This is a genomic window from Providencia sp. Me31A, assembly GCF_050487165.1.
Classification (GTDB): domain Bacteria; phylum Pseudomonadota; class Gammaproteobacteria; order Enterobacterales; family Enterobacteriaceae; genus Providencia.
In genome coordinates this window covers 103,573-129,714 of sequence record NZ_JBKQGZ010000002.1, presented here as the reverse complement: position 1 = coordinate 129,714, position 26,142 = coordinate 103,573, and the positions used below count along the sequence as shown (strand labels likewise).

The 26,142-nt window shown below is 37.8% G+C and carries 23 protein-coding genes; 10 read left to right on the top strand and 13 right to left on the bottom strand.

All coding sequences use genetic code 11. From position 1 onward, the window contains the following. Nucleotides 1-31: 31 nt before the first annotated feature. A complete protein-coding gene (locus ACLPIE_RS01955) occupies nucleotides 32-928 on the top strand; it encodes a diaminopimelate dehydrogenase (protein ID WP_430259157.1) in 897 nt (298 codons plus the stop codon). A gap of 176 nt (nucleotides 929-1,104) precedes the next feature. Further along, nucleotides 1,105-1,845, top strand: coding sequence for a hypothetical protein (locus ACLPIE_RS01950; protein WP_430259155.1), 741 nt, complete (start codon nucleotides 1,105-1,107; stop codon nucleotides 1,843-1,845). 228 nt (nucleotides 1,846-2,073) lie between these two features. Here the strand turns inward: ACLPIE_RS01950 and ACLPIE_RS01945 are convergent, their stop codons facing one another. Continuing rightward, nucleotides 2,074-2,901 (bottom strand): phosphoenolpyruvate hydrolase family protein, encoded by an 828-nt coding sequence (locus tag ACLPIE_RS01945; protein ID WP_430259153.1) that lies wholly within the window; start codon nucleotides 2,899-2,901, stop codon nucleotides 2,074-2,076. 9 nt (nucleotides 2,902-2,910) lie between these two features. After that, on the bottom strand, nucleotides 2,911-4,134 hold the full coding sequence (locus tag ACLPIE_RS01940; protein WP_430259151.1) for a Tm-1-like ATP-binding domain-containing protein: 1,224 nt from the start codon (nucleotides 4,132-4,134) through the stop codon (nucleotides 2,911-2,913). 365 nt (nucleotides 4,135-4,499) lie between these two features. Between ACLPIE_RS01940 and ACLPIE_RS01935 the strand changes: the two genes are divergently transcribed. Together ACLPIE_RS01935 and ACLPIE_RS01930 are read left to right on the top strand one after the other, a co-directional pair. Continuing rightward, nucleotides 4,500-5,132: a TetR/AcrR family transcriptional regulator gene (locus ACLPIE_RS01935; protein WP_430259149.1), complete on the top strand. Its 633-nt coding sequence runs from the start codon at nucleotides 4,500-4,502 to the stop codon at nucleotides 5,130-5,132. A 196-nt stretch (nucleotides 5,133-5,328) separates the two neighbouring features. Beyond that, nucleotides 5,329-6,375: an AbrB family transcriptional regulator gene (locus ACLPIE_RS01930; RefSeq protein ID WP_430259147.1), complete on the top strand. Its 1,047-nt coding sequence runs from the start codon at nucleotides 5,329-5,331 to the stop codon at nucleotides 6,373-6,375. A 100-nt stretch (nucleotides 6,376-6,475) separates the two neighbouring features. Here the strand turns inward: ACLPIE_RS01930 and ACLPIE_RS01925 are convergent, their stop codons facing one another. Beyond that, on the bottom strand, nucleotides 6,476-6,826 hold the full coding sequence (locus ACLPIE_RS01925) for a YacC family pilotin-like protein (protein WP_430259145.1): 351 nt from the start codon (nucleotides 6,824-6,826) through the stop codon (nucleotides 6,476-6,478). Between the two features lie 240 nt (nucleotides 6,827-7,066). Here ACLPIE_RS01925 and cueO point away from each other — a divergent pair, with 240 nt between their 5' ends. Further along, nucleotides 7,067-8,701: a multicopper oxidase CueO gene (cueO, locus tag ACLPIE_RS01920; RefSeq protein ID WP_430259143.1), complete on the top strand. Its 1,635-nt coding sequence runs from the start codon at nucleotides 7,067-7,069 to the stop codon at nucleotides 8,699-8,701. Nucleotides 8,702-8,817: 116 nt separating this feature from the next. Continuing rightward, nucleotides 8,818-9,354, top strand: coding sequence for a hypoxanthine phosphoribosyltransferase (gene hpt, locus ACLPIE_RS01915; RefSeq protein ID WP_430259141.1), 537 nt, complete (start codon nucleotides 8,818-8,820; stop codon nucleotides 9,352-9,354). Between the two features lie 131 nt (nucleotides 9,355-9,485). Here the strand turns inward: hpt and ACLPIE_RS01910 are convergent, their stop codons facing one another. Next, a complete protein-coding gene (locus tag ACLPIE_RS01910) occupies nucleotides 9,486-11,639 on the bottom strand; it encodes a fimbria/pilus outer membrane usher protein (RefSeq protein WP_430259139.1) in 2,154 nt (717 codons plus the stop codon). A gap of 49 nt (nucleotides 11,640-11,688) precedes the next feature. Continuing rightward, the gene (locus ACLPIE_RS01905; protein WP_430259137.1) at nucleotides 11,689-12,114 is read right to left on the bottom strand and encodes a DUF1090 domain-containing protein; all 426 of its coding nucleotides are present in this window, start codon (nucleotides 12,112-12,114) and stop codon (nucleotides 11,689-11,691) included. A gap of 1,021 nt (nucleotides 12,115-13,135) precedes the next feature. On the opposite strand from ACLPIE_RS01905, the gene ACLPIE_RS01900 reads away from it, so the two are divergent. Beyond that, a complete protein-coding gene (locus ACLPIE_RS01900) occupies nucleotides 13,136-13,759 on the top strand; it encodes a response regulator (protein WP_430259135.1) in 624 nt (207 codons plus the stop codon). Then, on the top strand, nucleotides 13,749-16,925 hold the full coding sequence (locus ACLPIE_RS01895; RefSeq protein WP_430259133.1) for a response regulator: 3,177 nt from the start codon (nucleotides 13,749-13,751) through the stop codon (nucleotides 16,923-16,925). Before ACLPIE_RS01900 ends, ACLPIE_RS01895 begins: the two co-directional genes overlap by 11 nt. A gap of 258 nt (nucleotides 16,926-17,183) precedes the next feature. On the opposite strand, the gene can is transcribed toward ACLPIE_RS01895, so the two are convergent. After that, nucleotides 17,184-17,849 carry a carbonate dehydratase gene (gene can / locus ACLPIE_RS01890; RefSeq protein ID WP_430259131.1) on the bottom strand — a complete coding sequence of 222 codons (666 nt, stop codon included), beginning with the start codon at nucleotides 17,847-17,849 and terminating at the stop codon, nucleotides 17,184-17,186. A 257-nt stretch (nucleotides 17,850-18,106) separates the two neighbouring features. Between can and ACLPIE_RS01885 the strand changes: the two genes are divergently transcribed. Then, complete coding sequence (locus ACLPIE_RS01885; protein WP_430259129.1) at nucleotides 18,107-19,048, top strand: ABC transporter ATP-binding protein; 942 nt, start codon at nucleotides 18,107-18,109, stop codon at nucleotides 19,046-19,048. After that, entirely contained in the window at nucleotides 19,045-19,815 is a 771-nt protein-coding gene (locus ACLPIE_RS01880) for an ABC transporter permease (RefSeq protein ID WP_430259127.1), read from the top strand. The genes ACLPIE_RS01885 and ACLPIE_RS01880 overlap by 4 nt, the downstream gene beginning before the upstream one ends. Nucleotides 19,816-19,943: 128 nt before the next feature. On the opposite strand, the gene panD is transcribed toward ACLPIE_RS01880, so the two are convergent. From panD to sfsA, 7 genes are all read right to left on the bottom strand, one after another. Then, nucleotides 19,944-20,324 carry an aspartate 1-decarboxylase gene (gene panD / locus ACLPIE_RS01875; RefSeq protein WP_430259125.1) on the bottom strand — a complete coding sequence of 127 codons (381 nt, stop codon included), beginning with the start codon at nucleotides 20,322-20,324 and terminating at the stop codon, nucleotides 19,944-19,946. Between the two features lie 93 nt (nucleotides 20,325-20,417). After that, complete coding sequence (gene panC, locus ACLPIE_RS01870) at nucleotides 20,418-21,281, bottom strand: pantoate--beta-alanine ligase (protein WP_430259123.1); 864 nt, start codon at nucleotides 21,279-21,281, stop codon at nucleotides 20,418-20,420. A 30-nt stretch (nucleotides 21,282-21,311) separates the two neighbouring features. After that, nucleotides 21,312-22,103 (bottom strand): 3-methyl-2-oxobutanoate hydroxymethyltransferase, encoded by a 792-nt coding sequence (gene panB, locus ACLPIE_RS01865; RefSeq protein ID WP_430259121.1) that lies wholly within the window; start codon nucleotides 22,101-22,103, stop codon nucleotides 21,312-21,314. A 58-nt stretch (nucleotides 22,104-22,161) separates the two neighbouring features. Beyond that, entirely contained in the window at nucleotides 22,162-22,653 is a 492-nt protein-coding gene (gene folK / locus ACLPIE_RS01860) for a 2-amino-4-hydroxy-6-hydroxymethyldihydropteridine diphosphokinase (protein ID WP_430259119.1), read from the bottom strand. A 16-nt stretch (nucleotides 22,654-22,669) separates the two neighbouring features. Then, a complete protein-coding gene (pcnB, locus tag ACLPIE_RS01855) occupies nucleotides 22,670-24,016 on the bottom strand; it encodes a polynucleotide adenylyltransferase PcnB (protein ID WP_430259117.1) in 1,347 nt (448 codons plus the stop codon). Between the two features lie 694 nt (nucleotides 24,017-24,710). Next, the gene (dksA, locus tag ACLPIE_RS01850) at nucleotides 24,711-25,166 is read right to left on the bottom strand and encodes an RNA polymerase-binding protein DksA (protein WP_004260494.1); all 456 of its coding nucleotides are present in this window, start codon (nucleotides 25,164-25,166) and stop codon (nucleotides 24,711-24,713) included. A gap of 196 nt (nucleotides 25,167-25,362) precedes the next feature. Further along, complete coding sequence (gene sfsA, locus ACLPIE_RS01845; RefSeq protein WP_430259115.1) at nucleotides 25,363-26,073, bottom strand: DNA/RNA nuclease SfsA; 711 nt, start codon at nucleotides 26,071-26,073, stop codon at nucleotides 25,363-25,365. Nucleotides 26,074-26,142 lie beyond the last annotated feature (69 nt).

The following is a 26,142-nucleotide window of genomic DNA, read 5'->3' as shown; positions in this document are numbered from 1 at the left end:
TAAGCAACATCAGAACTGTAGAGGAGCAAACATGACAAAAATTAAAGCAGCAATAGTGGGTTACGGCAATATTGGCCGCTATGCACTAGAAGCTGTTCAGGCCGCTGATGATTTTGAGCTTGTCGGAATAGTTCGTCGTAATACACAAGAAATTCCTGCTGAGCTTTCTGGATGTAAAGTGGTTGATGATATTAAAAAACTGGGGAAAGTTGATGTTGCACTCTTGTGTTCACCAACGCGTGCGATTGGCCCATTAGCCGCTAAAATCCTAAGTCTCGGCATTAATACGGTTGATAGTTTTGACGTCCATTCAGATATTGTGGCGCTAAAACATAGCCTCGATGATGTGGCAAAACAGCACAATAGCGTGGCGGTTGTGTCAGCGGGATGGGACCCTGGTTCAGATTCCATTATGCGAACGTTAATGTTAGCGATGGCTCCGAAAGGTGTGACTTATACAAACTTTGGACCAGGTATGAGTATGGGGCACAGTGTAGCGGCTAAGGCGATTAATGGTGTGAAAGATGCTCTATCTGTAACTATTCCGTTAGGGACAGGGGTTCATCGTCGTATGGTATATATTGAATTAGAGGCTGGTGCGAAGTTTGATCAAGTGGCTCAAGCGATTAAAGCAGACAGTTATTTCTCATCAGATGAAACACATATTCGCCAAGTTGATAGTATTGATGCTTTGAAAGATGTTGGACATGGCGTACATATGACGCATAAAGGGGTTTCTGGGGCAACGCATAATCAATTATTTGAATATTCAATGCGTATTAATAACCCTGCGTTAACATCACAATTTATGGTTTCTGCGGCGCGAGCTACGATGAAGCAAGCCGCTGGTGCTTATACTGTGATTGAAATTCCACCAGTAAATTTCCTGCAAGGTGATTTAGATACACTGATTGCAAAACTCGTTTAATCACAAAAAGCAATTTCCATTATCAATGACATGGAGGTTTATTCCATGTCATCTTGTCGTGATTTCTTACACTTTATCTTGCGGCTAATTTGCTATTCAGATTTTAGCTACTGTTTATTGCTTCTGTTATCAAGTAGCTTATTAAGAAAAAAACATTGATAACGTGGAGTCCGGTAATGGTGAGATCCTCTGGGAACAAACAAGTAAAAACGAAAGTAGATAAAAACCAAGGTTTCTTCCCAAAACAGGACGCAGTAAAAAGTGTGCAAGAAAGTCAGCATTCTTTTAGCCTTGTTCGTGCATTTTCTAAGTTAATTAATTATGGTTTTTCTCTTTTTTATGTTGGCTTTATTTTATCGGTGTGGTTTTTTCCTGAATATTACACCGTAGAAATTATCTATAACTTAACGCTGATTTTGCTCTTTGAGTTTATTTTAGTGCATTCCGGTGTATTTATGTCGGTATTTAGCAACTGGCGGGTACTTATACTGTTTGCCCTTTTTTATGGTTTATTTGCACTGGTGATCAATATGGCCGTGCTAGGTGACTCTCCATTAATTTTATATTTGTATAGTGCAACTGTTGTAAACCGCATAATTTTTGGCCTAACTAGCCGTACAAAACAAGAATGCCAAGAAAATATGGGCTATTCAGCTTTAATGGTAATAAATTTTATGTTTTGCATTTTCTCCGTAATTATTTTGTCTTCCCTTGTCCCTTATGGTGGATTAACGCCGGAGTATTTAAGAAGCATTGATTATTATTCCAGTATTACCTCGGGGGGAGAATTTACTGAGAAACCTCACGTTGCGTTTGCGTTTGGTGTTTTATACTTTGGAATGCCAATACTAATGGTGGGTTTAATGAAGGTATTTTGTCGCGGCCATTCTGCTAATCGAGTAAAAGATAATAACTAAAAAGGATTTTTAGTTAGGAAGGAATCAGCAAGTCAATGGTTATTATGGCACGTTGAGCATTACGGGAATGACAGACGGAAATGACAGAGATGCCATTATAAATCATTCAATTCGGTGTTTGTATTATACGACTTTGCTAATTCAGGGGGAAATGTTTAATACGAAAATAAAAAACGCCTACCAAAGTAGGCGCCTGGTGCTGGCAATAAAAAAGTAATAATAAAAAGCTTAGCGTGTAATTGATTTAAATTTTTGGGTTGTTGCTGTTAGTGCGACTTCGGTTGGTAGACGTTCCATTGAACTGGCACCGTAAAAACCGTGGCAGTCAGGGCAGTTAGCTAAAATATATTCGGCATCTTCAGGTGTTGCAATTGGGCCACCGTGACATAGAACAATAACATCTTCACGTACTGTTTTTGCTGCTTTTGCCCACTCATTAATTAATGGTACGCAGTCTTTTAGTGTTAACGCGGTTTCTGCCCCAATATTCCCCCCCGTTGTCAGCCCCATGTGTGGCACAATGATATCTGCGCCAGCTTGTGTCATCGCGATGGCATCTTCGGCACTAAAGACATAAGGCGTGGTGAGTAAATCTTTTTCATGAGCTAGGCGGATCATCTCTACTTCTAGCCCATAACCCATACCGGTTTCTTCCAGATTAGCTCTGAAATTACCATCAATTAACCCAACAGTTGGGAAGTTTTGCACTCCAGCAAAGCCTGTTGCTTTGATATCATCGAGGAATTTATCAAACTGACAAAATGGGTCAGTACCATTAACACCTGCAAGAACGGGGGTGTGTTTGACCACGGGTAAAACTTCTTTTGCCATGTCCATTACGATTTCATTGGCATTACCATAAGCAAGTAAGCCTGCAAGGGAACCACGGCCTGCCATGCGGTAACGACCTGAATTATAAATAACGATTAAATCAATCCCACCGGCCTCTTCACACTTAGCGGAAAGTCCTGTACCTGCACCACCTCCAATAATGGGTTCACCTCGAGCAATCATGGCCCTAAATTTTTTCAATAAATCTGCGCGGTTATGTTTCATCGTTAACCTCTATTTTTTGTTAAAAATTTCCTGATGTAGCTGAATAACCTGCTCACAGAACTCATGGGAGTTAATGTGATAAGGACTCAAAATAAGTTGTCTTTTTTCTGTTTTAATAAAATTCTCTTGGAGAGCCTCGATAAAAGCGTGATCAGCAATTGGGTCCCAGAAAGGCGCACCTTCAATATCAAGGGCGGAGAACCCCGCCGTTGGGATGATAAAACGGATCTCGCCTTCACAGCGGTTTAATTTGTCTGCTATCCAACGCCCCATTTGTTGGTTTTCTTCTTTTGTTGTTCTCATTAAAGTCACTTGGGCGTTGTGATGATAGAACAGGCGATCTTGGTAGTGTTCAGGCACTGTAGAAGGACGGCCAAAATTCACCATATCTAAAGCACCACAAGACATCACACATGGCGTTTGAGTCCGAGCGATAGCGCCGAAACGGTCTTCGTCACAGGCTAATACACCACCAAATAAATAATCACACACTTCGGTTGTCGTAATATCTAAGACGGAGTGTAATAAATTGCTATCAATTAGTTTTTCCATTGCTTTTCCACCGCTGCCAGTCGCATGGAATACTAAGCAATCATATTTGGCTTCTAATTGCGCAGTGAGTTGTTGAACGCAAGGAGTGGTGACACCAAACATCGTTAAGGCAACGGCGGGTTTTAAATCAAGACTTGCTTCTTCGCCTTGATCAAACCATACAGCTCCCGCTATTTGATTTGCTGCGTTTTTTAAGACTTTGCGAGAAATAATATTTAAGCCGGATACGTCTGTTACGGAGTACATCATGGAAATATCACTTGCCCCGATATACCCAGAAACATCTCCTGAAGCCATGGTTGATACCATTAGCTTTGGTATACCAACAGGCAACATTTGCATGGCCGGTGTAATTAATGCCGTTCCCCCAGAGCCACCTAAACCTAAAATTGCAGCGACGTCTGTCTGTGTGCAAAGGTATAAACTAAAGGCTTGAGCCATTGCTTCAATGGCTTTTCCACGGTCACCACAAAATACAGCTTCAGCGCCTAAAGGGTGGAAATCAGCAACAGTACTCGCACTGACATCAGCGTTTTTCTCTAATTGAGTCGGTTGTGTCGTTAGGTCAACCGTACGTACGGCTAATCCTGCATTTTTTATTAATTCACTGACGTAAAAAATCTCAGCGCTTTTAGTATCAAGCGTCGTTGCAACATAAATAAAACCCTGATTTTTTTTCATAGAGAAACCTTTCAGATTATTTTGTCGTTGATTTTTCCACCATAATGAGACTATAGTATCATTTTAATGAAATGTAAAATGAGACGGCAGTCTCATTATTGAGTTTATTGTAACACTAAATAGTTGTTTATTTTTGTATCTTGTTGATAATAAAGAAAATTGATTTTGTGTGTTATAGGTTTGGTAGTAACTATTAGTTTTAATAATGCAAAGTCACTGTATTTTTCATTGTACGTAATGATTAATTTACAGAAAATAGTTTTCAATTGTTTTAGTGAGTAAGTAAGCCTACTTGCGGGCGACCGTGTTTTATCGATAACATTAACAAGACTTATTGTAAGAGACAGTATTTTAAGGATAAATAAATGCCGAAAATTAATTCAAATCCAGAATATAAAGGGACGAGAAAACGGACCTATGTATTATTAGTTAACACGGCATTAGATTTATTTGAAAGGGGTGCAATGCCCTCTGTTTCTGAATTAGCCCAAGAGGCGGGAGTCTCCCGTGCCACAGCCTATCGCTATTTCCCTACTCAAAATGACTTAATTACTACAATTGTCAATGAAAGCCTCGGACCAATTTTGACTTGGCGCCCACAAAGTGAAAACACAGAAGAACGCATTGGCGAGTTGTTATCTTATGCTTTCCCTCGGATGTTTGAACATGAAGGCGCTTTGAGAGCTGCTTTACAAGCATCATTACAGCAATGGGCACAAAGTCGCTCGGCTCCTTTTGAGATGAAAGATAAACAATTGGAGAGAGGGAACCGTAAAGATATCCTTACAATGGTGACGTCGCCAATGAAGGGTGACTATCCGCAAGATATTATTGATAGAGTTATTCGCGCTTTTTCAGTCATTTATGGCTCTGAAATATTTTTAGTATTAAAAGATATTTGGAAAATGGAAAATAGCGAAGTGACTGAGCTTGCACAATGGATAGCGAAAGCCATCATGAACCAAGCCGTAGCCGATAATGAGGAACGAAAAGAGTGATGTTTTCGCGAAAATGTAGCGGCTTTAAATGACGTGATTTTTTGTGTAAAAGTAAAACAAATAAAATCAAAGTCTGATAAACACCATATCTTTAGTGGATAATCCCTATAATGACAAATGAATAAAAACTAAAGCCATATAGTATAAATAATATGATATAAATTAAGACTATAATAGTCGTGATGGTTAATGTCATATGATGAAATTATTAAAAATGGTAGCAGGGATTGCTATCTGTTCGTTAATTGGCGGTGGACTGACTTACCTTGGAATTCCTCTTGCCTTAATGTTCGGGCCAATTATCGCTATTATCATTTTTCATCGCTTTGGCATTTCTTTTGCAATTCCTAAACATACCATCACTTTTGTGCAAGTTACCCTAGGTACCTCTGTTGGGCTAATGTTTAATCAGGTTTCACTTAGTGAGGCCGATAATTTATTTCTTTTATTATTGATGTTAGTGGTGTGTTTAGCCATACAGTTTTCATTCAGCTTTTTTTGGTTTTATCGAAAAGTTGGCTGGACAAAGCAAGAATCAATGTTGGGCTCTGTCCCTGGAGCGATGGCCGCGATATTAGCGTTAACTGACCATACACATACGCCACCACAGAAAATTGTTATTTCCCATACTATACGCTTAATTATCCTGATCCTATTGGCTGGGATCGTCGTGGGAAGTGATGGTGATCCGCAGCCTATTATTGAGTTACCTCAACTCACACTGGTTTCGACATTCTGGTTATTCATTATTATTGGAGTGGGGGTTGTTACTGGGTTAATTTTGCAGCGTTTAAGAGTTCCTGCACCTTTTATGCTAACATCATTAGCAGCTGCAACGTTAATCCAAGGTTGGTTAGATACCCCATTAAATTTCCCTCTTATGCTAACTGAATTGAGCATGGTATTGATTGGGATGAACATTGGTAATCATTTTGTTGTTTTTCCCCTTTCTTCATTGATTAAAAATATATACTCGTCGGCTCAAGTGGTAATTATTAATATCGTATTAACGTTTTTAATTACCGTATTTGCATCTTGGATTACGGGTTATGATATCTCAGTATTATTGTTAGCATGGGCGCCAGGTAGTATGGAGGCGATGACGTTTGCGGCCATTACGATGAATCTTGATGCAGGCTTTGTTATGTCGAACCATATTATTAGAATGGTGATTATTCAAAGTATTCCATCAGTTATCCTGTTTTGGCAGGAAAGAAGGACTAAGCGGAGTGGAGAGCCATGATGATTTTGACATTGTAAAGAAAGAAAACATGCTGGAATGGTAGGCATGTTTTCTAGATTGAGCAGTTCTCAAATCAATAGGGCTAATTTATCATTCTGAATTATTTAACGTAAGCAAATAGCCCAAGTGAATCACGAGCAAGTGATTGGCACTTAAATTCAGAAGTTAAAGGAATCCCTTTTAAATCGTTATAGCTTGCTTTATTGAGAGTGGTCATTTTCTCCGTATTATAGTTACTAAGATCCCACTTATTACTTTTTGCAAAGTAGACAATAGCCCGTTCGATCTCTCTATCAGGGATTTGTGAGTAACCACAATCATATTTTAGGTAGATAAAAATAGCCGTCAGATCTGCAAGATCTTCAGCTTCGTTTGAGGAAAGAGCTCTGGCAGAATGGGTTATCCCTAGCAGAGTCATCAAGCATGACATCAATATAATAAATTTGCGCATTCGTTATTCTATCTGTTTTCTATGTCAAGTTACGTTAGCATAAGAATAGAATTGTTAGTCAACTATATTTTTCTTAAATCCATGTAATAAACCCACAATTTTATCGTGGTTTTGTTGACCTTCCTGTTAGGGGAGGCTTTATCATTCGTTTATTAAACCATGTTTTGCTTAGAAAGGGTAATTTGCCATAAATTACGCTGGAACTAATTATTGATTTGATAAATAAAAGGAAGGTTATCAATGTTACGCCGTGATTTTCTTAAGTTAAGTGCTATCACCTATGCTGCAAGTGCTCTACCTATTTGGAGTCGTATCGCGGTCGCTGCTGGGAATTATCCGGTTCTCGCCATCCCTCCATTATTAGAGCCAGATGCCCAAGGAAATATTCAACTGGCTATTTCGCAAGGTACTTCTCAATTCGTTCCCGGTAAAAAAACCACAACATGGGGGTACAATGGAAACCTACTTGGTCCTGCTATTAGTCTGAAAAATGGCCAAAATGTTAATATAAATATCGTAAATAAATTGCCTGAGGATACAACAGTTCACTGGCATGGATTAGAAATATCAGGTGAGCAAGATGGAGGCCCTCAAGCGATTATTCAACCTGGGGCAACGCGTAAGGTTAATTTTACCATAGACCAAAGTGAGTCAACGTGTTGGTTCCACCCACATACTCATGGCAAAACGGGATACCAAGTGGCTATGGGGCTCGCAGGTTTAGTGTTAATTAAGGATGAAAATAGCGAAAAGCTTGGTTTACCGAGTCATTGGGGGGTAGATGATATCCCTGTTATTTTACAAGATAAACGACTAAAAGATGATGGTCAGATTGACTATCAACTCGATGTGATGAGTGCGGCCGTTGGCTGGTTTGGTGACATGATGCTGACCAATGGGGCGGTTTATCCGAAACATGTTGCGCCCAAAGGTTGGTTGCGCTTGAGATTACTTAACGGATGCAATGCACGCAGCCTAAACATTTCGACCAGTGATGGACGTAAAATGTACGTCATCGCCAGTGATGGAGGTTTACTTGCAGAGCCTATCGCATTAACTGAATTACCTATTTTAATGGGGGAACGCTTTGAAATCCTCATTGATGCATCAGATGGTCAAGCTTTTGATTTGGTCACTTTACCTGTTGGACAAATGGGAATGACAATTGCGCCTTTTGACCAACCATTACCTGTTTTGCGTATTGAAACAACCTTAACTGCTGGTGAAGGAAAATTACCTTCCTCACTCGCGGCATTGCCTACTATTCCTTCTCTTGCGGGCTTAAATCGTCGTCGATTCCATTTAATGATGGATATGCGTTTAGACATGCAAGGTATGATGATGTTAAGAGAAAAATATGGCCCTCAAGCGATGGGGAGTATGGGAGGGCATGGTGGCATGATGGGGAACATGGGGCATGGTAACATGATGAACCATGGTGATATGGATCATGGCAACATGGGTCAAGGCAATATGCGAGGTAGAATGGGGAATGGGGGGCATTGCGGGGGGAATGCGGAGGATTTAGATATTCATAATGCGAATACGATAAATGGGCAAGTCTTCTCGATGACACATCCTGCATTTAATGCACCGATAGGCAAGCAAGAACTATGGGTGGTGTCAGGGCGTGGTGACATGATGCTACATCCATTCCATGTTCATGGAACGCGTTTTCGTATTTTGAAAGAAAATGGCCAAGCGGTAGCACCACATCGTCAAGGTTGGAAAGATATCGTTAAAGTTGAAGGGCAAGTTAGTGAGATCTTGGTGGAATTCAATCACCCAGCTACGCAGCAACACCCTTATATGGCTCACTGCCATCTATTGGAACATGAAGATACAGGTATGATGATGGGCTTTACCGTTAGCTAGAGCGTTTATAATAAATGCAGTGTTAAATATTCGCACTGCATTTTCCTTTATTAGTATCTGCGTCCTGCCTATGCTAAAATTACGCGCTTTCCATTCCCATAGATGCGTAATTGAAGATGAAACATACTCTTGAAGTCATGATCTCTGAAGAAGAGATTGCTCAACGAATCAGTGAATTAGCTGATAAAATCAGCGCACATTATCAACAACTTGACGGTGAATTGGTCCTCGTTGGCTTGTTGAAAGGCTCATTTATTTTTATGGCAGATCTGTGCCGCAAAATTAACGTTCCCCATGAAGTCGATTTTATGACTGTTTCAAGTTACGGCAATGCGATGACGTCGAGCCGCGATGTGAAAATTGTCAAAGATTTGGATGAAGATATTCGTGATAAACACGTTTTGATTGTTGAAGATATTATTGATTCAGGCAATACCTTAAATAAAGTTCGCGAGATTTTCGAATTACGTGGTCCTAAATCTGTCGCAATTTGTACATTACTTGATAAACCTTCACGCCGAGAAGTCAATGTTCCGGTTGAGTGGATTGGCTATTCAATTGAAGACAAATTTGTGGTCGGTTATGGCATTGACTACGCGCAGCAGTATCGTCATCTACCTTATATCGGGCACGTTACCTTACTTGAAGACTAAGGTTTTCAGAAACGCATGAATGAATAAGAAAGGAGAACATTGTTGCCCTTTCTTATTATCATAGCCCGCCCTAAATCAGATGATATACAACGGTATACGTTGCTCTAAGAAGAGAGCGCATTATGCCATTGTTATTTAAGCCCCGTAGTTTTTGTTGGATTAAATTGCAGTTTCATAATAGCACCATCAGTTGGTACTACAGTTTGTTCCGTGTTATCAAACGCTAAACCATCCGGTAAATTATAACTATCCACCGTGACAGTGTTCACTCTCCAAGGAGTAAGATTACTAATTAATAGCTGTCCTTGAGAGTTAGTTTGAACATTAAATTGGTTGTAGAAGCCGACACCTTTTGTTTGCGGGACTTCAACTACTGCAATAGTATTGCCTAAGCTTTGTCCTAGAACCAATCCCCCATCATATAATAGTGCGCTTCCGTTGGCCTCTATATGATATCGATTGTTTGTAACATTATTTTCATAACTAATGTTAGCAGAGCCCTGATCATAGTTACTGCTGAGCATCGCATTTAATTCATTACCCTCATGACTTACATGAGTCGTCGTTAAGTCATAACGGACATCATTATTGTTCTCAAAAAGTGTACCATTAATATTTAAACCGTTACGATTGTTTTCTCGGTTAGCCATATCACTGATCGGGTTTATATTGATAGTTCGGTTACCAATAGAAAGAGGAATACTAACATTAAAGCCAAGTTTAACATCGGCAGGGGAGTCCGCGCTATAACGTGAATATTCAGAATATAAGCTAAAATCAAAATCATCACTGGAATAGTTATAAGATAGCTCTATATCATGCAATAGCTTTTGTTCTTTTTGTTTTTTGTTTATAACCCAAGATAATGTCAGGTTTGAATCTTCATCAAATACCTGATTTATATTCAATCTGGCCTGCCATCTACGGTCTGGGTAACCCGAGTCATATTCATACTCTCTATAAATAAAATCATTCACTAGTTTTTCTTCGAATGACCGCCAATTACTTTTTTTCGGGTAGTATTGAATGGCTAAATTAAGATTAGTACCTGTAGAATAAATAATTTTGTTATATTGGGCATTAAACATATGCCCAGTAACATTATTATCTGCTGATTTGTAGTTAACATTACTAACATCCAGTGACAGGACTCCAAAATTACCAACTCTAGTCCCAATACCTGTAGTCATATTTTTATAATTGTTAGCACCCTGAAATCCGGAATACAATGTTACTCGTGATAGAGCACCCCAAACTAACCCAAATTGAACAAATTTATCATTAGCAATATCAGAACCTCTTGATGCGCGATAACGGCCAACTAACGCTTCATAGGTGAATTTTCCACGTTGTAAAATATTTGATATAGCTGAAAAAGGTATTACTCTGGTCGTTTCTGCACCATCGTTTTCTTTGATTGTTAACTCAATATCGCCGTAAGGGCTTGGAGGGAAAAGATCATTAATAGAAAAAGCACCAGCGGGTACGTGGATACGATATATTTGATTGCCATTTTGATATACTGAAACTTCGGCATCTGTACGTGCATAACCATTTATTAATACAGGAAAACTGTTCCAATTATCTGGGAACATAGTTTTGTCGCTGATTAATTCAACACCCTTGTAATTAAAAGACTGAAAAATGGTACTTCTTGCCCTTGATTCACCAAATGTTAATCGTGAACGAATACTATTTATACTTCTCCAAAGAGTGCTTTCTTGCGAATAAGTACCCTGTTGGTTATCTCTAAACCAAACTGTACTTTTATTTCGAAACCGCCATGCCCCTAAATTTATTCCAGAGCTAAGATCCAAATTACTATTGGTTCCAGATGGCTCCCAGCCACCTTCTCCCTTTTTATGTGTTAACCCAAATTGGTAATTAACAAACAATGCATTGATACCATCATTCCAACGACTGGTACTGACTCTATTATTTTGATTTTCGGTGAGTTCAATTGGTACAAGAACAGTCAAAAGAGCTGCACTTTTATTATACCAGTATTGGATGTCATATTTATGGGCACTTTGTTCGATAAGACAATCTGATGCACTCCAATCAAGACGACTAATGAGTTCTGACTTAGCCCCCCATTCTTCAAGTAGTTCCTGAGATATACATGGTTTATTATCTTTTATATCGACTAAAATGACCCCTTTATATTCATTATTAAATATAATCCCTGTATCTGTTGGCTCTGAGAATGCAAAAATACTATAGAAAAAAACACAATAGAGTAAGCAATAAGGTTTATATGCCATATCTATAATATTAGCTTTCACAAGAAAACGTTAACCCCTTACTATATTAGTAGTAAGGGGCTAATTGCTCTTACAGCGCCGCTAATTCAGCACGAGCTTGATTTAACTCTTGCTCAAGCTGGCGAACGTCTCTTTGTTTTTCAGCTAATTTGTTTTGATATTTGATAACTTTTCTTTGGTCGCCTTTAGCTTTAGCTTTTTGCAGGTCATATTCAACTTCTGCTACATCCTGACGTTTGTCAGCTAATTTACGCTCTAATTTGTCAACTTTCTTCTGAGCATCTTTTTTGACGCTAGCATCAGTACAATGCATATTAACTTCATATAACGCCTGTTTTAAGCCAGCAACTTTGTTATAGTTACCAAATTGTTCAGCGATACGAATTTCTCTTTCGATAGCTGACGCTTTGTCATTACAGCTTTGAGCTGCTTGAGCTACACTCATACCGCCAATAGATAACATTAAAACTGTAGTAATCACTGTTAGTTTTTTCATTTTGAAACTCCTGCATATTATTTGTCTATGTTTAAGTTGATACTGCTAACTACTGGACTTAGTTTAAAAAAAAATGTTTACCATTTCGCTATCAGACTGGCTTCATATGCATGTAGTACTGGCTTCAATCAGTGTAAGCCTATATGAAAATATATTTTTTTTATTTTAAAACAGTGTATTACAGTTTTTTTATGAATCTTGAAAAGTAATATTATTTCGATTTTTATGCGGATATCTATGGTTGTCATCCTGTATCCTTAATAGGATAGTCTTTTATTTGGCTTATCAATTCAAGTAAATACACACTTAAAATTCACCAATGTACGAATGGTTAAAGTATTTAATAGTGAAATAAACTTTGGATAAAGCCATTGAACTGAAATATTTTGATATGACAATGTTGCATTCTATTTAGACCAAACTACAGCTCTCAATGTTCATCGTAAATATTTAGGGGTCATCTTTTTGAGTGAAAAATGATTCTAAACTTTAAGTATAAACGGTAGAGGAAAATACAGTAGGGGAAAAATTTATGGGATTTAAAAAATAGAAGTCATCAAAAAGTAATGGATTATTTATCAGTAACTCATTGTTTTTAAAGTCAGTCATGACACAAATGATGTCGCATAGCCAATACATTTATAAGTTGTAATTTTGTTGCTATACAATGTTTGGGTATGAACAACGGTTTTTTATTCAGAATTAATAAGTAAAATTGCTTGATGGGTTATTGTGTAAAACGATTAAATGATTAAAACATTAAAACCTTCGATGCAGGTACTCTCCCTAAGGATATGAGTTAGAGGACTCAAAGCAGTTCATAATATTATAATTAATTCCTAAAAATCCTAAAAATAGAATTAATTATAATACTTTTTAGGATTATGTGAGCTTGTTTGTCGTTTTGATGTGGTTTAGAGTAATTCACCCTCTTTTTAAAGGTAATGTCTATTCTATTTTCAAGTTGTTTTCTTAAGTAAATATTTTTATCGGTATACTTAATAAGTAAATGGAGGTACTTATGTTTTCAATATTACTCGTTGATGACCATCCAGCTATTTGTTTTGCTTTAAAGCTATTGATTGAAAAGACCGGTAAATTTGAAGTTAAGACAAGTGACGGAAATGATCTAATTTATAACATAGATGTAAGCAAATATGACCTGGTTATATTAGATTTAGAACTTAAGCATTGTAATGGTCTGGATATTTTGCCACGTATTAAAGCCAGAGCCCCATATCTAAAAATACTTATTTTTAGCAGTCAACCTGCTGAACTTTATGCACTGAGAACCTTCCGTGCTGGAGCTGATGGTTTTATATCAAAAGAAACAGACTTAGAAAATATCATTTCTATTTGTCAATTATTATTAGATGGTTATCAATGTTTTCCTGCCTTTATACTTAATAAAATACAAGAAAATGTAAACCCTGATATAAATATATTAGAAAAATTATCCGATCGTGAATTGACGGTTCTTCAGGCTTTATCTAATGGGCAGAGTAATAAGGAAATATCTAATTTACTGAATGTCAGTCCGAAAACGATTACTACATATAAGATGCGGATCATAAAAAAATGTGGCGTTAGCAATATTGACTCCGTTATTGATTTACTAAAAGTAACAGATAAAAATGATGACTAAAATTCGTTATTATATATTGTTGATAATTGTTTCTCTTAGCTTGCTACCTAAAATATCTTACTCAGATTTAGATAAGAGTGATATTTTAGAATTAACATCAAGAAGTGATTTTATTATCAATGATTTAAAGTTAACTGATGATGAATGGTCATGGCTTCGTAAGCATAGAACGTTAAAAGTTGCTGTTTGGCTTCCTGCATCACCTCCATACGAAATAACTAATGGATTAAATGACTATGGTGGTATTAATGCTGATTACTTAGGTATTATTGCTCAAAATCTTAATGTAAAAATTGAATTAATTCGATATGATAATGTTGAGGATGCTAATGAAGCAGTTGTTCAAGGAAAGGCAGACCTTGTAGTATTAAATAGAGAAAAGAATCCATTATTAGTTGCTACGAAACAATACAGTGAGAAGCTACCTGTAGCTGTATTTAATAGTGAAATGAGTTTTGATGAACTTAATCCTAAAAAAATTGCTATTGATAATCTGCTATCAAACCATTTTTATACAAATTACATAGCTCATAACTACCCAGATGCAAAAATAGTAGAATACACATCTTCGCGCCATGCTTTGGAGGCATTATCTTTTGGTGAAATTGATTTATACTTAGGTAACAACGCAAGTGTTATCTATTTTATTAGGCAATCCAATCTAGATAATTTAGCCGTCAAACACTTAGAAAATGATAATGAAGAAGGTTTTTTCTTTTCAGTATCGGAAGAACAAAAAAAATGGGCAACTATAATTAATAAGGTTATTGATAAAATCCCAAGTAATGTTGAGACGGATATCCATCGCCGCTGGAATGGCGGCGTATTATTACTGATGAGTGATTTCAAACCTAATTTTTCTTCTCTTGAATTATCATGGATTAAAAATAATAAAAAAATACGTGTAGCACTTCCCGTAGATAACATGCCTATTAATTTTTTCGACGAAGCCGGAAATCCTCATGGAATGGTTCTCGAGATTTTATCTTCCTTAAAAAAGCTAACGAATATCGACTTTGTATTACAATCATACCCCAATTTAAATGCCGCTTTACAATCTGTAAAAAAAGGGGAGAGTGATATTATCGCTGGAACTACTCAAGAAACTATTTGGAATAGTAATTTACTAACTACCCGAAGCTGGTTCTATAATTCTTGGGTTTTAGTTATAAAGAAAAATAAAAGTAACTATAAATCTTATGGGAAATTAATTATTGTTAATGATCAGTACCCTAAAAAGTATGTAGATGAGAAGTCGATAAATAACAATATTATTTATAGTAATACATGGAGTGATGCATTAAATAAACTAAATAAAGATGAAGGGGATGCTGTAATTATCCCACTCGTTATCGCATCTGCATATTTAGAAAACCCTAAGTATTCAAATCTTGAAATAATAACTAGTTTAGATACAGACCCTATACGATTTTCATTCGGGATATCACAAGATTTATACCCTTTAGTCAATATTATTAATAAATCTTTATATAGTATAAATCCTGAGGATATTTATGCTATTACAAATAAAAAGTATAATAGTTACCTGAAGCTAAATCCTCAGAGTAGTCGCTATTTTAATGTGAATATAATTACATTTGCTTTTATTTTGGCCCTTGGGTTGGCTGTTTTAGGAGTGTATGTATATAAAGAAAATAAAAAAAGACGTAATTTGCAGCTGAAGATTGATAGTCTAGAAAATTTAAATAAATATAAAGATTCATTTATTGCGATGCTAAACCATGAAATTAGAACACCAATTAGCACAATCAAAGGTATGCTAGAGTTAATTCAAGAAAAAAAAGGTGTAAATGATGAAAACTTTGCTTTGTTATTGAATGCATTAAATGCATCCAATACATTATTATCATTAGTCAATAATGTATTGGATATATCCAGTATTGAAAATGACCGTCTTCTATTTAAACCTGAACGAATTAATTTAATGAATTTAGTGGAGATGACAGCTGTTAATTTTGAAACGATTTTAGTAAAGAAAAATTTATCATATAACATAGCATTTGATAGCAAGTTGAAACAATATGTACTCGCAGATCCTATACGAATCCAGCAAATTTTGACTAATATTTTAGGTAATGCGATTAAATTTACACAAAATGGTAGCGTATCTTTTAAAGGCTTATGTCAATGGGAAAATGAACAACAAATCTGTGTACATTTTATTATCGAAGACACCGGTGAGGGTATTAATGAACAAACACAGTTAAGACTATTTACACCATTTACCCAAGGTGAAACAACTCAGAAGAAGTCAGGGAATGGTCTTGGTTTATATTTAAGTTTAATGCTTGCTAAAATGATGCAAGGAAATATCACACTATCAAGTAAACTTGGTATTGGAACAACAGTAACCATTGAGCTTATCTTAACAAAGATAGCAGATATTGCTGATATTACAGATATAGAAAAAATATCGCCTCCTATAGAAATAGATAAGAAATATAAAAATAGATTGTCTATTTTGATTGTCGATGATAATCCAAGTAATCTGCTTCTGTTAAAACATCAATTAGCACATTTAGGCCATCAGGTTATCTCATCAAATAACGGTGAAGAAGCTATTTACTGTTTTGAAAATAATGTTATTGATGCCATATTAACTGACTGCAATATGCCAAATATAGACGGTTTTCAGTTAACTAAGTTAGTTAGAGAACAGCAAGAAAACATTCCTGTTTTTGGGATGACTGCCGATTCAAGCCGCCGGATATATGAAGAGTGTATTAATTCAGGTATGAATGATTGCTTATTAAAACCTATTTCATTAGTGCAGCTAACTCAGATATTAAGTCACATTAATCCCCATAATTCTCAATTGGTTCAAAAAATTGAGTATCAATCATTTTCACCCCAAAATGTACACCCTGAATTGATAAGAGATGACTTGAAGTCTCAATTTTGTGACTTACAAATTAGTGTAATCGACGATACGCTTAAAATATTATCGTCAGAAACTGATTTTCAATCTGCTAATGTCAGAAAAGCATTACATCGTTTAAAAGGCGGAGTACAGCTTTTAGGGGAAAATTCTCTCTATATGCTTCTAAATCAAAATAATAATCTGCCTGAAAGTGAAATTCAAGAGAAGGTTACACTCGAGCTTCATAGATTAAAGCTGGAATTAATACAATGGAAGAATGAATAGGCTATATGTACGTGATAATCTTTCTAATCCGATTGTTCTGCACAGTTAAGTCAGGATAAATTATTAAATAACGGTGTTCATACTTAAGGTGGATAACACCTGCATTAAGATTATGGTCTACAATTTGTTCATCAAATATATGAAGATTCAACGCTGTTTTATAATGGAAAGATGATCTTATTTACCTTGCAGTTATAAAACGCCCAATGAGGTTCATTGAACGCTTTACATCTGAAAAATTGTTAACCTATATCATAACTAGTCATATTGATTTTTTTTTTGCGTTAATGTAGCAATAGATTCTCTATAACAAAGTTCGAGTTTTTCTCTACTGTCTGCCGTAATATGCAAATCTTGCAAGCGACCATTATTAATACCGTAGACCCAGCCGTGGATCATGACTTTTTGGCCACGCTTCCATGCAGATTGCATAATTGTTGAATGTCCTAAGTTATAAACTTGCTCAACAACGTTTAATTCACATAAACGGTTTAAGCGTTCACAGGGTTTCAGTTCACCCAACATTGAACTATGCCTATACCAAATATCACGTATGTGTAGTAGCCAGTTATTAATTAAACCAAGCTGAGTATTATCAACCGCGGCTTCAATACCACCACAGCCGTAATGGCCACAGATGATTATATGTTCAACTTGAAGCACATCAACTGCATATTGAATAACAGATAAGCAATTGAGATCGGTGTGAATAACTAAATTAGCAACGTTACGGTGAACAAATAGATCGCCTGGTGCTGCATTGATTAATTTTTCTGCAGGTACTCGGCTGTCTGAACAGCCTATCCATAAGAATCTTGGCTTTTGCGCTTTTGACAATTCTTTGAAGAATTCAGGATCTTGCTCTTTTACGGATGCTGACCATGCTTCGTTGTTAGCAAACAGCTCTTCGATTTTTCTCATCATGACTTATAGCCTAGTTGTGTTACTTTGCGATAAAATCTTATACAACATTTATTGAATAATTAATAATTAGTTATACTAATTACAAATTCCTTATGATGAATCTATCATTTAGACAAGACAATCCTCAAATAATAACATGTTGAATTATCTTATATAAATCAATTATCTCTTTTCTGCATAACATAGAACAGAAAAAAGTGGCATCATAAGAATATATTGCCTCCAAACCATCCTAAGAATAAAGGGTTTTTTTACATATGACGTATGCACTTGAGTTATCGCAGCTTACCAAAACCTATCCAGGTGGTGTGAGAGCCTTGCGAGGAATCGATTTGAGCGTTGAAGATGGAGACTTTTATGCATTATTAGGTCCAAATGGTGCGGGTAAGTCGACAACAATTGGTATTATCAGTTCATTGGTTAATAAAACGAGTGGCTCAGTCAAAGTTTTTGGATACGATCTAGAAAAGCAAGTGGTTCTAGCGAAACAGCAACTCGGTTTAGTCCCTCAAGAGTTCAACTTCAATCCATTTGAGACTGTATTACAAATCGTTCTTAACCAAGCGGGGTATTATGGTGTACCTCGTTCTATTGCTGTGCAGCGTGCGGAGCAATATTTGTATCAACTTGATTTGTGGGAAAAACGTAATGAACGGGCGCGTAATTTATCGGGAGGAATGAAACGCCGCTTAATGATTGCACGCGCACTGATGCATCAACCAAAGCTTTTAATTTTGGATGAACCTACCGCTGGAGTGGATATTGAATTACGCCGCTCAATGTGGACGTTTTTGAAAAACTTGAATGCCCAAGGTACAACAATCATTTTGACGACCCATTATTTAGAAGAGGCCGAAATGCTGTGCCGGAATATTGGTATTATTCAACATGGGGAGTTAGTTGAAAATACCAGTATGAAGCAGCTATTAAGCAAATTAGAATCAGAAACTTTTATTTTTGATTTAATGCCTAAAAGTCCTATTCCTCAGTTACTAGGATACGAATCTCGATTAATAGATACATCAACTATTGAAGTCGATGTGAAAAGAGAACAAGGGCTTAATAGTGTTTTTAGCCAACTTAGTGAACAGGGTATTCAAATTTTAAGTATGCGCAATAAAGCTAATCGTTTGGAAGAATTATTTGTTAACTTAGTTAAAAAAGATTCGAATGCAACTGATAAGGAGATGGCATCATGATCTCATTGTATTGGGTTGCATTAAAAACGATTTGGATAAAAGAAGTTACCCGATTCGGCCGTATATGGATTCAGACACTGTTACCACCTGTTATTACCATGTCATTGTATTTTGTGATTTTTGGTAATTTAATCGGTTCAAGAATTGGCGATATGGGCGGTGTCGATTACATGCAATTTATCGTACCTGGTTTGATTATGATGGCGGTGATCACCAACTCGTACTCCAATGTATGCTCTTCTTTTTTTGGTTCTAAATTTCAGAAAAATATTGAAGAGTTGCTTGTTGCCCCTGTTCCAACCCATATTATTATTGCAGGGTTTGTTGGCGGTGGTGTTGCAAGAGGCATTTTAGTTGGCTTCCTCGTCACATTAGTCTCTTTATTTTTTATTCCACTGCAAGTGCATTCATGGATTATGGTGGTAGTGACATTATTACTCACAGCGATTGTATTTTCACTTGCTGGGCTATTAAATGCGATATTTGCTAAAACATTTGACGATATCAGTATTGTTCCAACTTTTGTTTTGACGCCGTTAACATACCTAGGGGGGGTATTTTATTCCCTCTCATTATTACCGCCATTTTGGCAAGCGGTATCAAAACTAAATCCTATTGTTTATATGATTAGCGGGTTTAGATATGGCTTCTTGGGGATTGCAGATGTATCCATTGCCGTTACTCTTGGGGTATTAATGATTTTCTTAGTGGTTTTCTATTTACTGACTTGGTATTTAATTGAGCAGGGTAGAGGGTTAAGAAGCTAAGTATCGGTGACTCAGTTTTCTATGAAAAAGCTGCTTTTGATATGTTATATAATCAAAATGCAGCTTTTTTTAGGTATAAATAAAAAGAGCGTTAGTTATCGCTTGGTTATTGAGCGATAAGTGGCGGATTAAGCCACTTGCACTGGTACCGCTTTTGCTACACGACTCATCACATTATTTTCATCAAAATAAGCCACTTTGGGTTTATGTTTTTTTGCATCTTCATCTTTTATTTGTACATAAGAACAAATAATGAGCTTATCACCAACAGCAGCACGGCGCGCTGCGGCACCATTGACAGAGATAATTTTTGAACCCCGTTCCCCTGAAATAGCGTAAGTTGAAAAACGTTCTCCATTATCAACGTTATAAATATCAATGGCTTCGTATTCAAGAATACCAGCGGCATCCATGAAGTCTTGGTCGATAGCACAAGAGCCTTCATAGTGTAAATCCGCTTGAGTGACAGTGACTCGGTGAAGTTTGCCTTGCAACATTCTTCTTAGCATTTTTTTCTTCCTCATTAGGCTTATAGCGTTTTAATTAACGCGATAAGCACTGTAATTGCAATGTGTTATCTTTTTATTATAAGTGCTTTGTTTTTATGCTTTATTTATAGGTAAATTGACTTGTAAATTGTCAATAAGACGAGTTTGACCTAACCATGCCGCCATTAAAATAACAGCTTGTCTGCTGGTTTCACTTAATGGCAATAATGTGTTTGCATCACGAATAAATAACTCATCTGGGGTAAAACCGGCATCACGTAACTGGTTATTCATTTCATCAATAATAGCTTCTGATGAATCAGGTGCCATGACTAATTTTTCACTAGCATGCTGCATAATTTGATATAGCTTAGGCGCTGTTTTTAATTCATCAGCGGATAAGTTATTGTTACGTGAACTTAGGGCTAAGCCACTTTTGGCTCTAACAGTTGGGACGCTAATAATTTGAGTATCGAATGATAAGTCATCAACTAATTTGCGAATTAATTGCAATTGTTGGTAATCTTTTTCGCCAAACAGTGCGATATTAGGCTGCACTAGATTAAATAACTTGGTGATTACGGTTGCAACGCCTCTGAAATGACCGGGGCGGCTAGCGCCTTCTAACATAGTCGATAATTCAGGGACTTCAACAAACGTCTGCTTTTCCATTCCATTTGGGTAAAATTCTTGAGGGGAAGGGGCAAAAATTAAATTGATATTGCGACGTTTTAATTTTTCGCAATCCTCTTGTAGAGTTCTAGGGTAATTGGCGAGATCAGAGTGTCTATCAAATTGCATTGGGTTAACAAAAATACTGGCAATAACAATATCTGCCTGTTGTTTTGCTTGGTCAATAAGGGTTAAGTGACCATCATGCAGGTTGCCCATAGTTGGGACAAGTGCAATACGTTTGCCTTCTTGTTTCCAGCGACGGATTTCACGGCGTAATATAAGAGCCGTTTCAACGATAAGCATACGTGTGTTCCTTATGATCTTTATAGTCAATTAAGAAAATGAATGGGCTTCACTTGGATAAATGCCATCTTCAACCTCTTGGATATACATGCGGATCGCATCATTGAGATTGCCTGCTTGTGCTAAAAAGTTTTTGGCAAACTTCGGTGGTCGAGCCGTAATGCCGAGTGCATCATGCATAACAAGAATTTGTCCATCGGTTCCATTCCCTGCGCCAATACCAATTACAGGTAGTAACAGCTCTTCTGTTACATGGCTGGCTAAAGAGGTTGGCACGCATTCAAGTACTAATAATTGCATACCTGCATTTTCTAATGCAATCGCATCTTTTAACAGTTGATTTGCTGTGACTTCATCACGACCTTGCACTTTATAACCGCCTAGTACATTGACAGCTTGAGGTGTTAAACCAAGGTGACCACATACAGGAACAGAACGCTCACCGAGTATTCTCACTGTGTCACATAACCAACTTCCGCCTTCTATTTTTACCATATTTGCGCCAGCTTGCATCAAGATTGCTGCATTGGCACAGGCATCTTCTGGCGTGGCGTAACTCATAAAAGGCATATCTGCAATAATAAAGGCATTTGGCGCACCTTTGCGAACGCAGCGAGTATGATAAGCAACTTGCTCCACAGTGACAGGTAACGTAGATGATTCACCTTGAATTGTCATTCCAAGCGAGTCACCGACTAACATGATTTGGATGCCTTGCTCATAAAATAATTGAGCAAAGCTAGCATCATAGGCTGTCATGGTTGCGAATTTGCGTTGGTCTTTTTTTAACTGACATAAATCAGCCAGAGAAATTGGTTTCATTATAATAACCTCCGGAAATGATCTCCCTGTGACCATACCTCATTAGAGGTTAAACAGTTTAGGCTGGAATATCCCAAAATGTTAGGCCGTTACGAGGGACGAGTGTGAGCCTTTCCAAAAGGGTTTCGCCATCAGGAAAGACTAAAGCGGGGGCAATTTCACTGAGCGGATATAACATAAATTCACGCTCTTTTAGCCCATAATGTGGAACAGTAAGGCGTTGTGTATTGATGACACGGTTACCGAAAAGCATGATATCAAGGTCAAGGGTACGAGGCCCCCAACGTTCATCTTTTCGTACACGCCCAAGGTCAAGTTCAATTTTCTGCGTGTAATCAAGGAGCTCTTCAGGCTCAAGACGAGTTTCTAGCAATACCGCCAGATTGAGAAAATCTGGCTGATCTTGTGGGCCAAGTGGCTTTGTTCGATAGATAGAAGAGGTAGAAACAACGCGGCTATTAGGGATAGCATCTAACGCTGCGATAGCTTGCTGTGCCTGTTTTAGTGGCTCACCAAGATTACTTCCTACAGCAATATAGACTTGTTCCATAAAACCTCTTTATTCATTATTGTGGCTTATTCGGCTTACGAGCCCCTGCATGAGACGAACGATGTGGACGATGACGTCGACGAGTTGGCATGCTGCCTAGCTCAGAAATCATTTCTCGTTGCTTGAGATTATTAGCTTGTTGGAAATCAGTCCACCATAATGCTAACTCTTGCAGCTCGTTTCGGTGCTCAACATTCGCCCGTAACTCTAATAAATCAAAAGCAGCGCGGAATTTCGGGTGCTCCATTAATTTGTTGGCGCGACGCCCTTGGCGACGAGGCAAGCGCAGTTGTAATAACCAAATATCCCGCATTGTCGTGGTAATACGCTTAGGAATTGCAATTGAACGACATTGTTCATCTAAAATATCATTCATCGCCAGCGCAAAGGCATCATAATAAGCCAGTCCACCTTCTTGGGACAGCTTCTCAGCGTGCTCAGTAACTGGATACCATAGCATAACTGCAAATAAAAATGCAGGGTTAACGCGCTTATCATTTTTGAGCCTAAAGTCCGTATTTTTAAGGACTTGTTCAATGATTTTCTCCATAGGAGAATCGCCGTTTTGTGTGAAACGGCTGGCGACAACGGGAAATAGCGGCTCAAATAAACCATACTTTTTAAGCATGGTGTAAGTTGCATAACCTTGGCCTGCTTGCAGTAACTTCAACGACTCTTCAAACAGCCTGGCTGATGGAATTCCCTTTAATAAATGAGCAAGCTGGTGGATAGGCTCTGCCGTTTTGGGTTCGATGCTCATGTTTAATTTACAGGCAAAACGTACTGCCCTGAGCATCCTTACAGGATCTTCACGGTAACGCGTTTCAGGGTCACCAATCAAGCGGATAACCCCTGCTTTAAGATCTTGTAAACCATTAACGTAGTCGCGTAAGGTAAAATCTTCAATGTTGTAATACAGACTATTGATGGTGAAGTCGCGGCGGATTGCATCATCTTCGATAGAACCAAAAATGTTATCACGCAGTAGCATGCCATTTTGGGCTTGGGAGGACAGGTTTTTGTCGTCCGATGTATTTTGATCATGGTGACCACGGAACGTCGCAACTTCAATAATTTCAGGGCCAAACATGATATGCGCTAAGCGGAACCTACGACCAACAAGGCGGCAATTACGAAACAGCTTGCGGATCTGTTCCGGTGTTGCATTCGTGGTAATGTCGAAATCTTTGGGTTTTTGCCCCAAAAGTAAATCACGAACACCTCCTCCTACTAAGTAGGCCTCAAAACCACTTTTATTTAGGCGATAAAGAACTTTTAAAGCATTATCACTAATATCACTACGGGAGATAGAATGCTCCGAACGTGGAATAACAGTAATGTTTTCGTCGTTTACGGTTGTCATTGTTGGCTGTTTCTCAGGCGTTGAATCGGCACGTTGAGATTGACGAACCGTTTTTTTAATAGGCGCTGTTTTATGCGTTTGCGTAGTGTTCTGCTCTTGAGGATTACGTTGAGCATGAGCAGAATGAGTGACTGGCCTTTTACCGGCTGCCTGAGTATCTCGCGAAGAGTCACGATGCGTTATTGCATCTTCATTTGATGCATGGGTATTGCGAGATAAAATATTACGGCAGAATTTTGCTACTCGGTTAAAAATAGTACACCTCGATGTAATTACGAATATTCATTAAACAAAATAAGCGGCTAATCATAGCTCACAGAAGTTTCTTTGAGAATGGTTAAACGAATAAAAGTCATCTCTAGTCATTAATTTTATCAATAAAGCTTACGTGAAAAATAGTAAAATTTGCTTTCTTATGATGGTGATAAAGTGTAAACCCTTTATTTTAAGCGGCTTTATGTGGTGATGTTAGTATTTTTTAATTGGATGATGAAAATTTTAGATTTAACACCGAAAGATTTCTACCTCAGTGTGTACCTGAATTTAATTGAACCGAGCCAGTAATATAGGGTGAACTGTGAGATAGGCGATAAACCGGAAGGATTGCTAGTGGCTAGCGTTAATTGATATCTCGTGTCGATTCCCTTGTAACGGCGCACGCAGGATGCGCCGTTCAGGACTCCATTATGGGCAATTAGCCTGCCATTTGCTTTTCGCGAATTTCAGCTAATGTTTTACAGTCAATACATAAATCAGCAGTAGGACGGGCTTCCAAACGACGGATACCAATTTCTACACCGCATGATTCACAATAGCCAAAGTCGTCATCTTCAACTTTTTTCAGCGTTTTCTCGATTTTCTTAATCAGTTTACGTTCACGATCCCGGTTACGTAATTCAAGGCTGAACTCCTCTTCCTGAGCGGCTCTATCAACGGGGTCTGGAAAGTTAGCTGCCTCATCTTGCATATGAGTAACAGTCCGGTCCACTTCATCTCTGAGTTGATTGCGCCATGCTTCGAGAATAAGCTTAAAATGCGCCAACTGGGCTTCGTTCATATACTCTTCGCCAGCTTTTTCATGATAGGGTTCAACCCCAGCAATGGCGAGAATGCTTAAGGACGATGTCTTACGTTTTTGCCCTTCTTGCATAATGCTTCTCCTACACACGCAAATTTTACAAAAACCCCAAGGGGGAAAAATTAAGGTCGCTATAAATAGCAGAAGACTGCTCTCTTGGCAATCGTTCCTGCAATGAGCTTTGTAATGCTGTGAGGGCGAGCGTGTTTATTCCCTTTTTAGCGCCCAGAACTCAGCGGCCTCGTACAATAACCAATTAAAAAAAACATTATTTACTAGAGTTAAAGTTTATTTGCTTACTTAACGCCATTTGTTGAACAGTAATATCGGCTTGATAACAAAGCACTTCAACGCCACTTCGTACTGCCTCTTCTAATAACGTCGCATATTGAATATCAATATGTGACGCTACTGATGCTACGTGAATTCCAGTATGTAAAGCAACAAACAATAGTATGGCTCTTTTTCCTTCTTTAGCAATAAGCGAAAGCTCCCTTAAATGTTTTTGTCCTCTTAATGTCACAGCATCAGGGAAAAAACCATGATTGTTATCTAGTAAAGTCAATGACTTAACTTCAATGAAACAATCTGGTAAGCCATCATGGGATAGGAAAAAGTCGATTCGGCTATTTTCTGTGCCATATTTCATTTCTGGCTTTATTTTACTGTATTCAGATAATTCTGGAATATGTTTTTCAGCCAAAGCTTCGGCCACTAATTGGTTTGCTCTGAGTGTATTAATACAAATAAAGTGGCCGCTTGCGGTTTGTGTTAGCTCCCAACTATGGGGGTACTTACGCTTTGCATTATCGGAGGTGGAATACCAAACCGTATCCCCCGGAGTCGCACAACCTGTCATGGCACCAGTATTGGCGCAGTGAATGATAATTTCCTCACCATTTGGTAATGTGACATCCGCTAAAAAACGTTTATAACGCTTAATTAGCGTTGCTGGCTGTAAGGGAGGATTGAATTCCATAAAGTCTCCGCCGTCATGGCTTGCGTTAAGCTTACTGATAAAAGAGGCTAATGCTACAATGTCTGATAG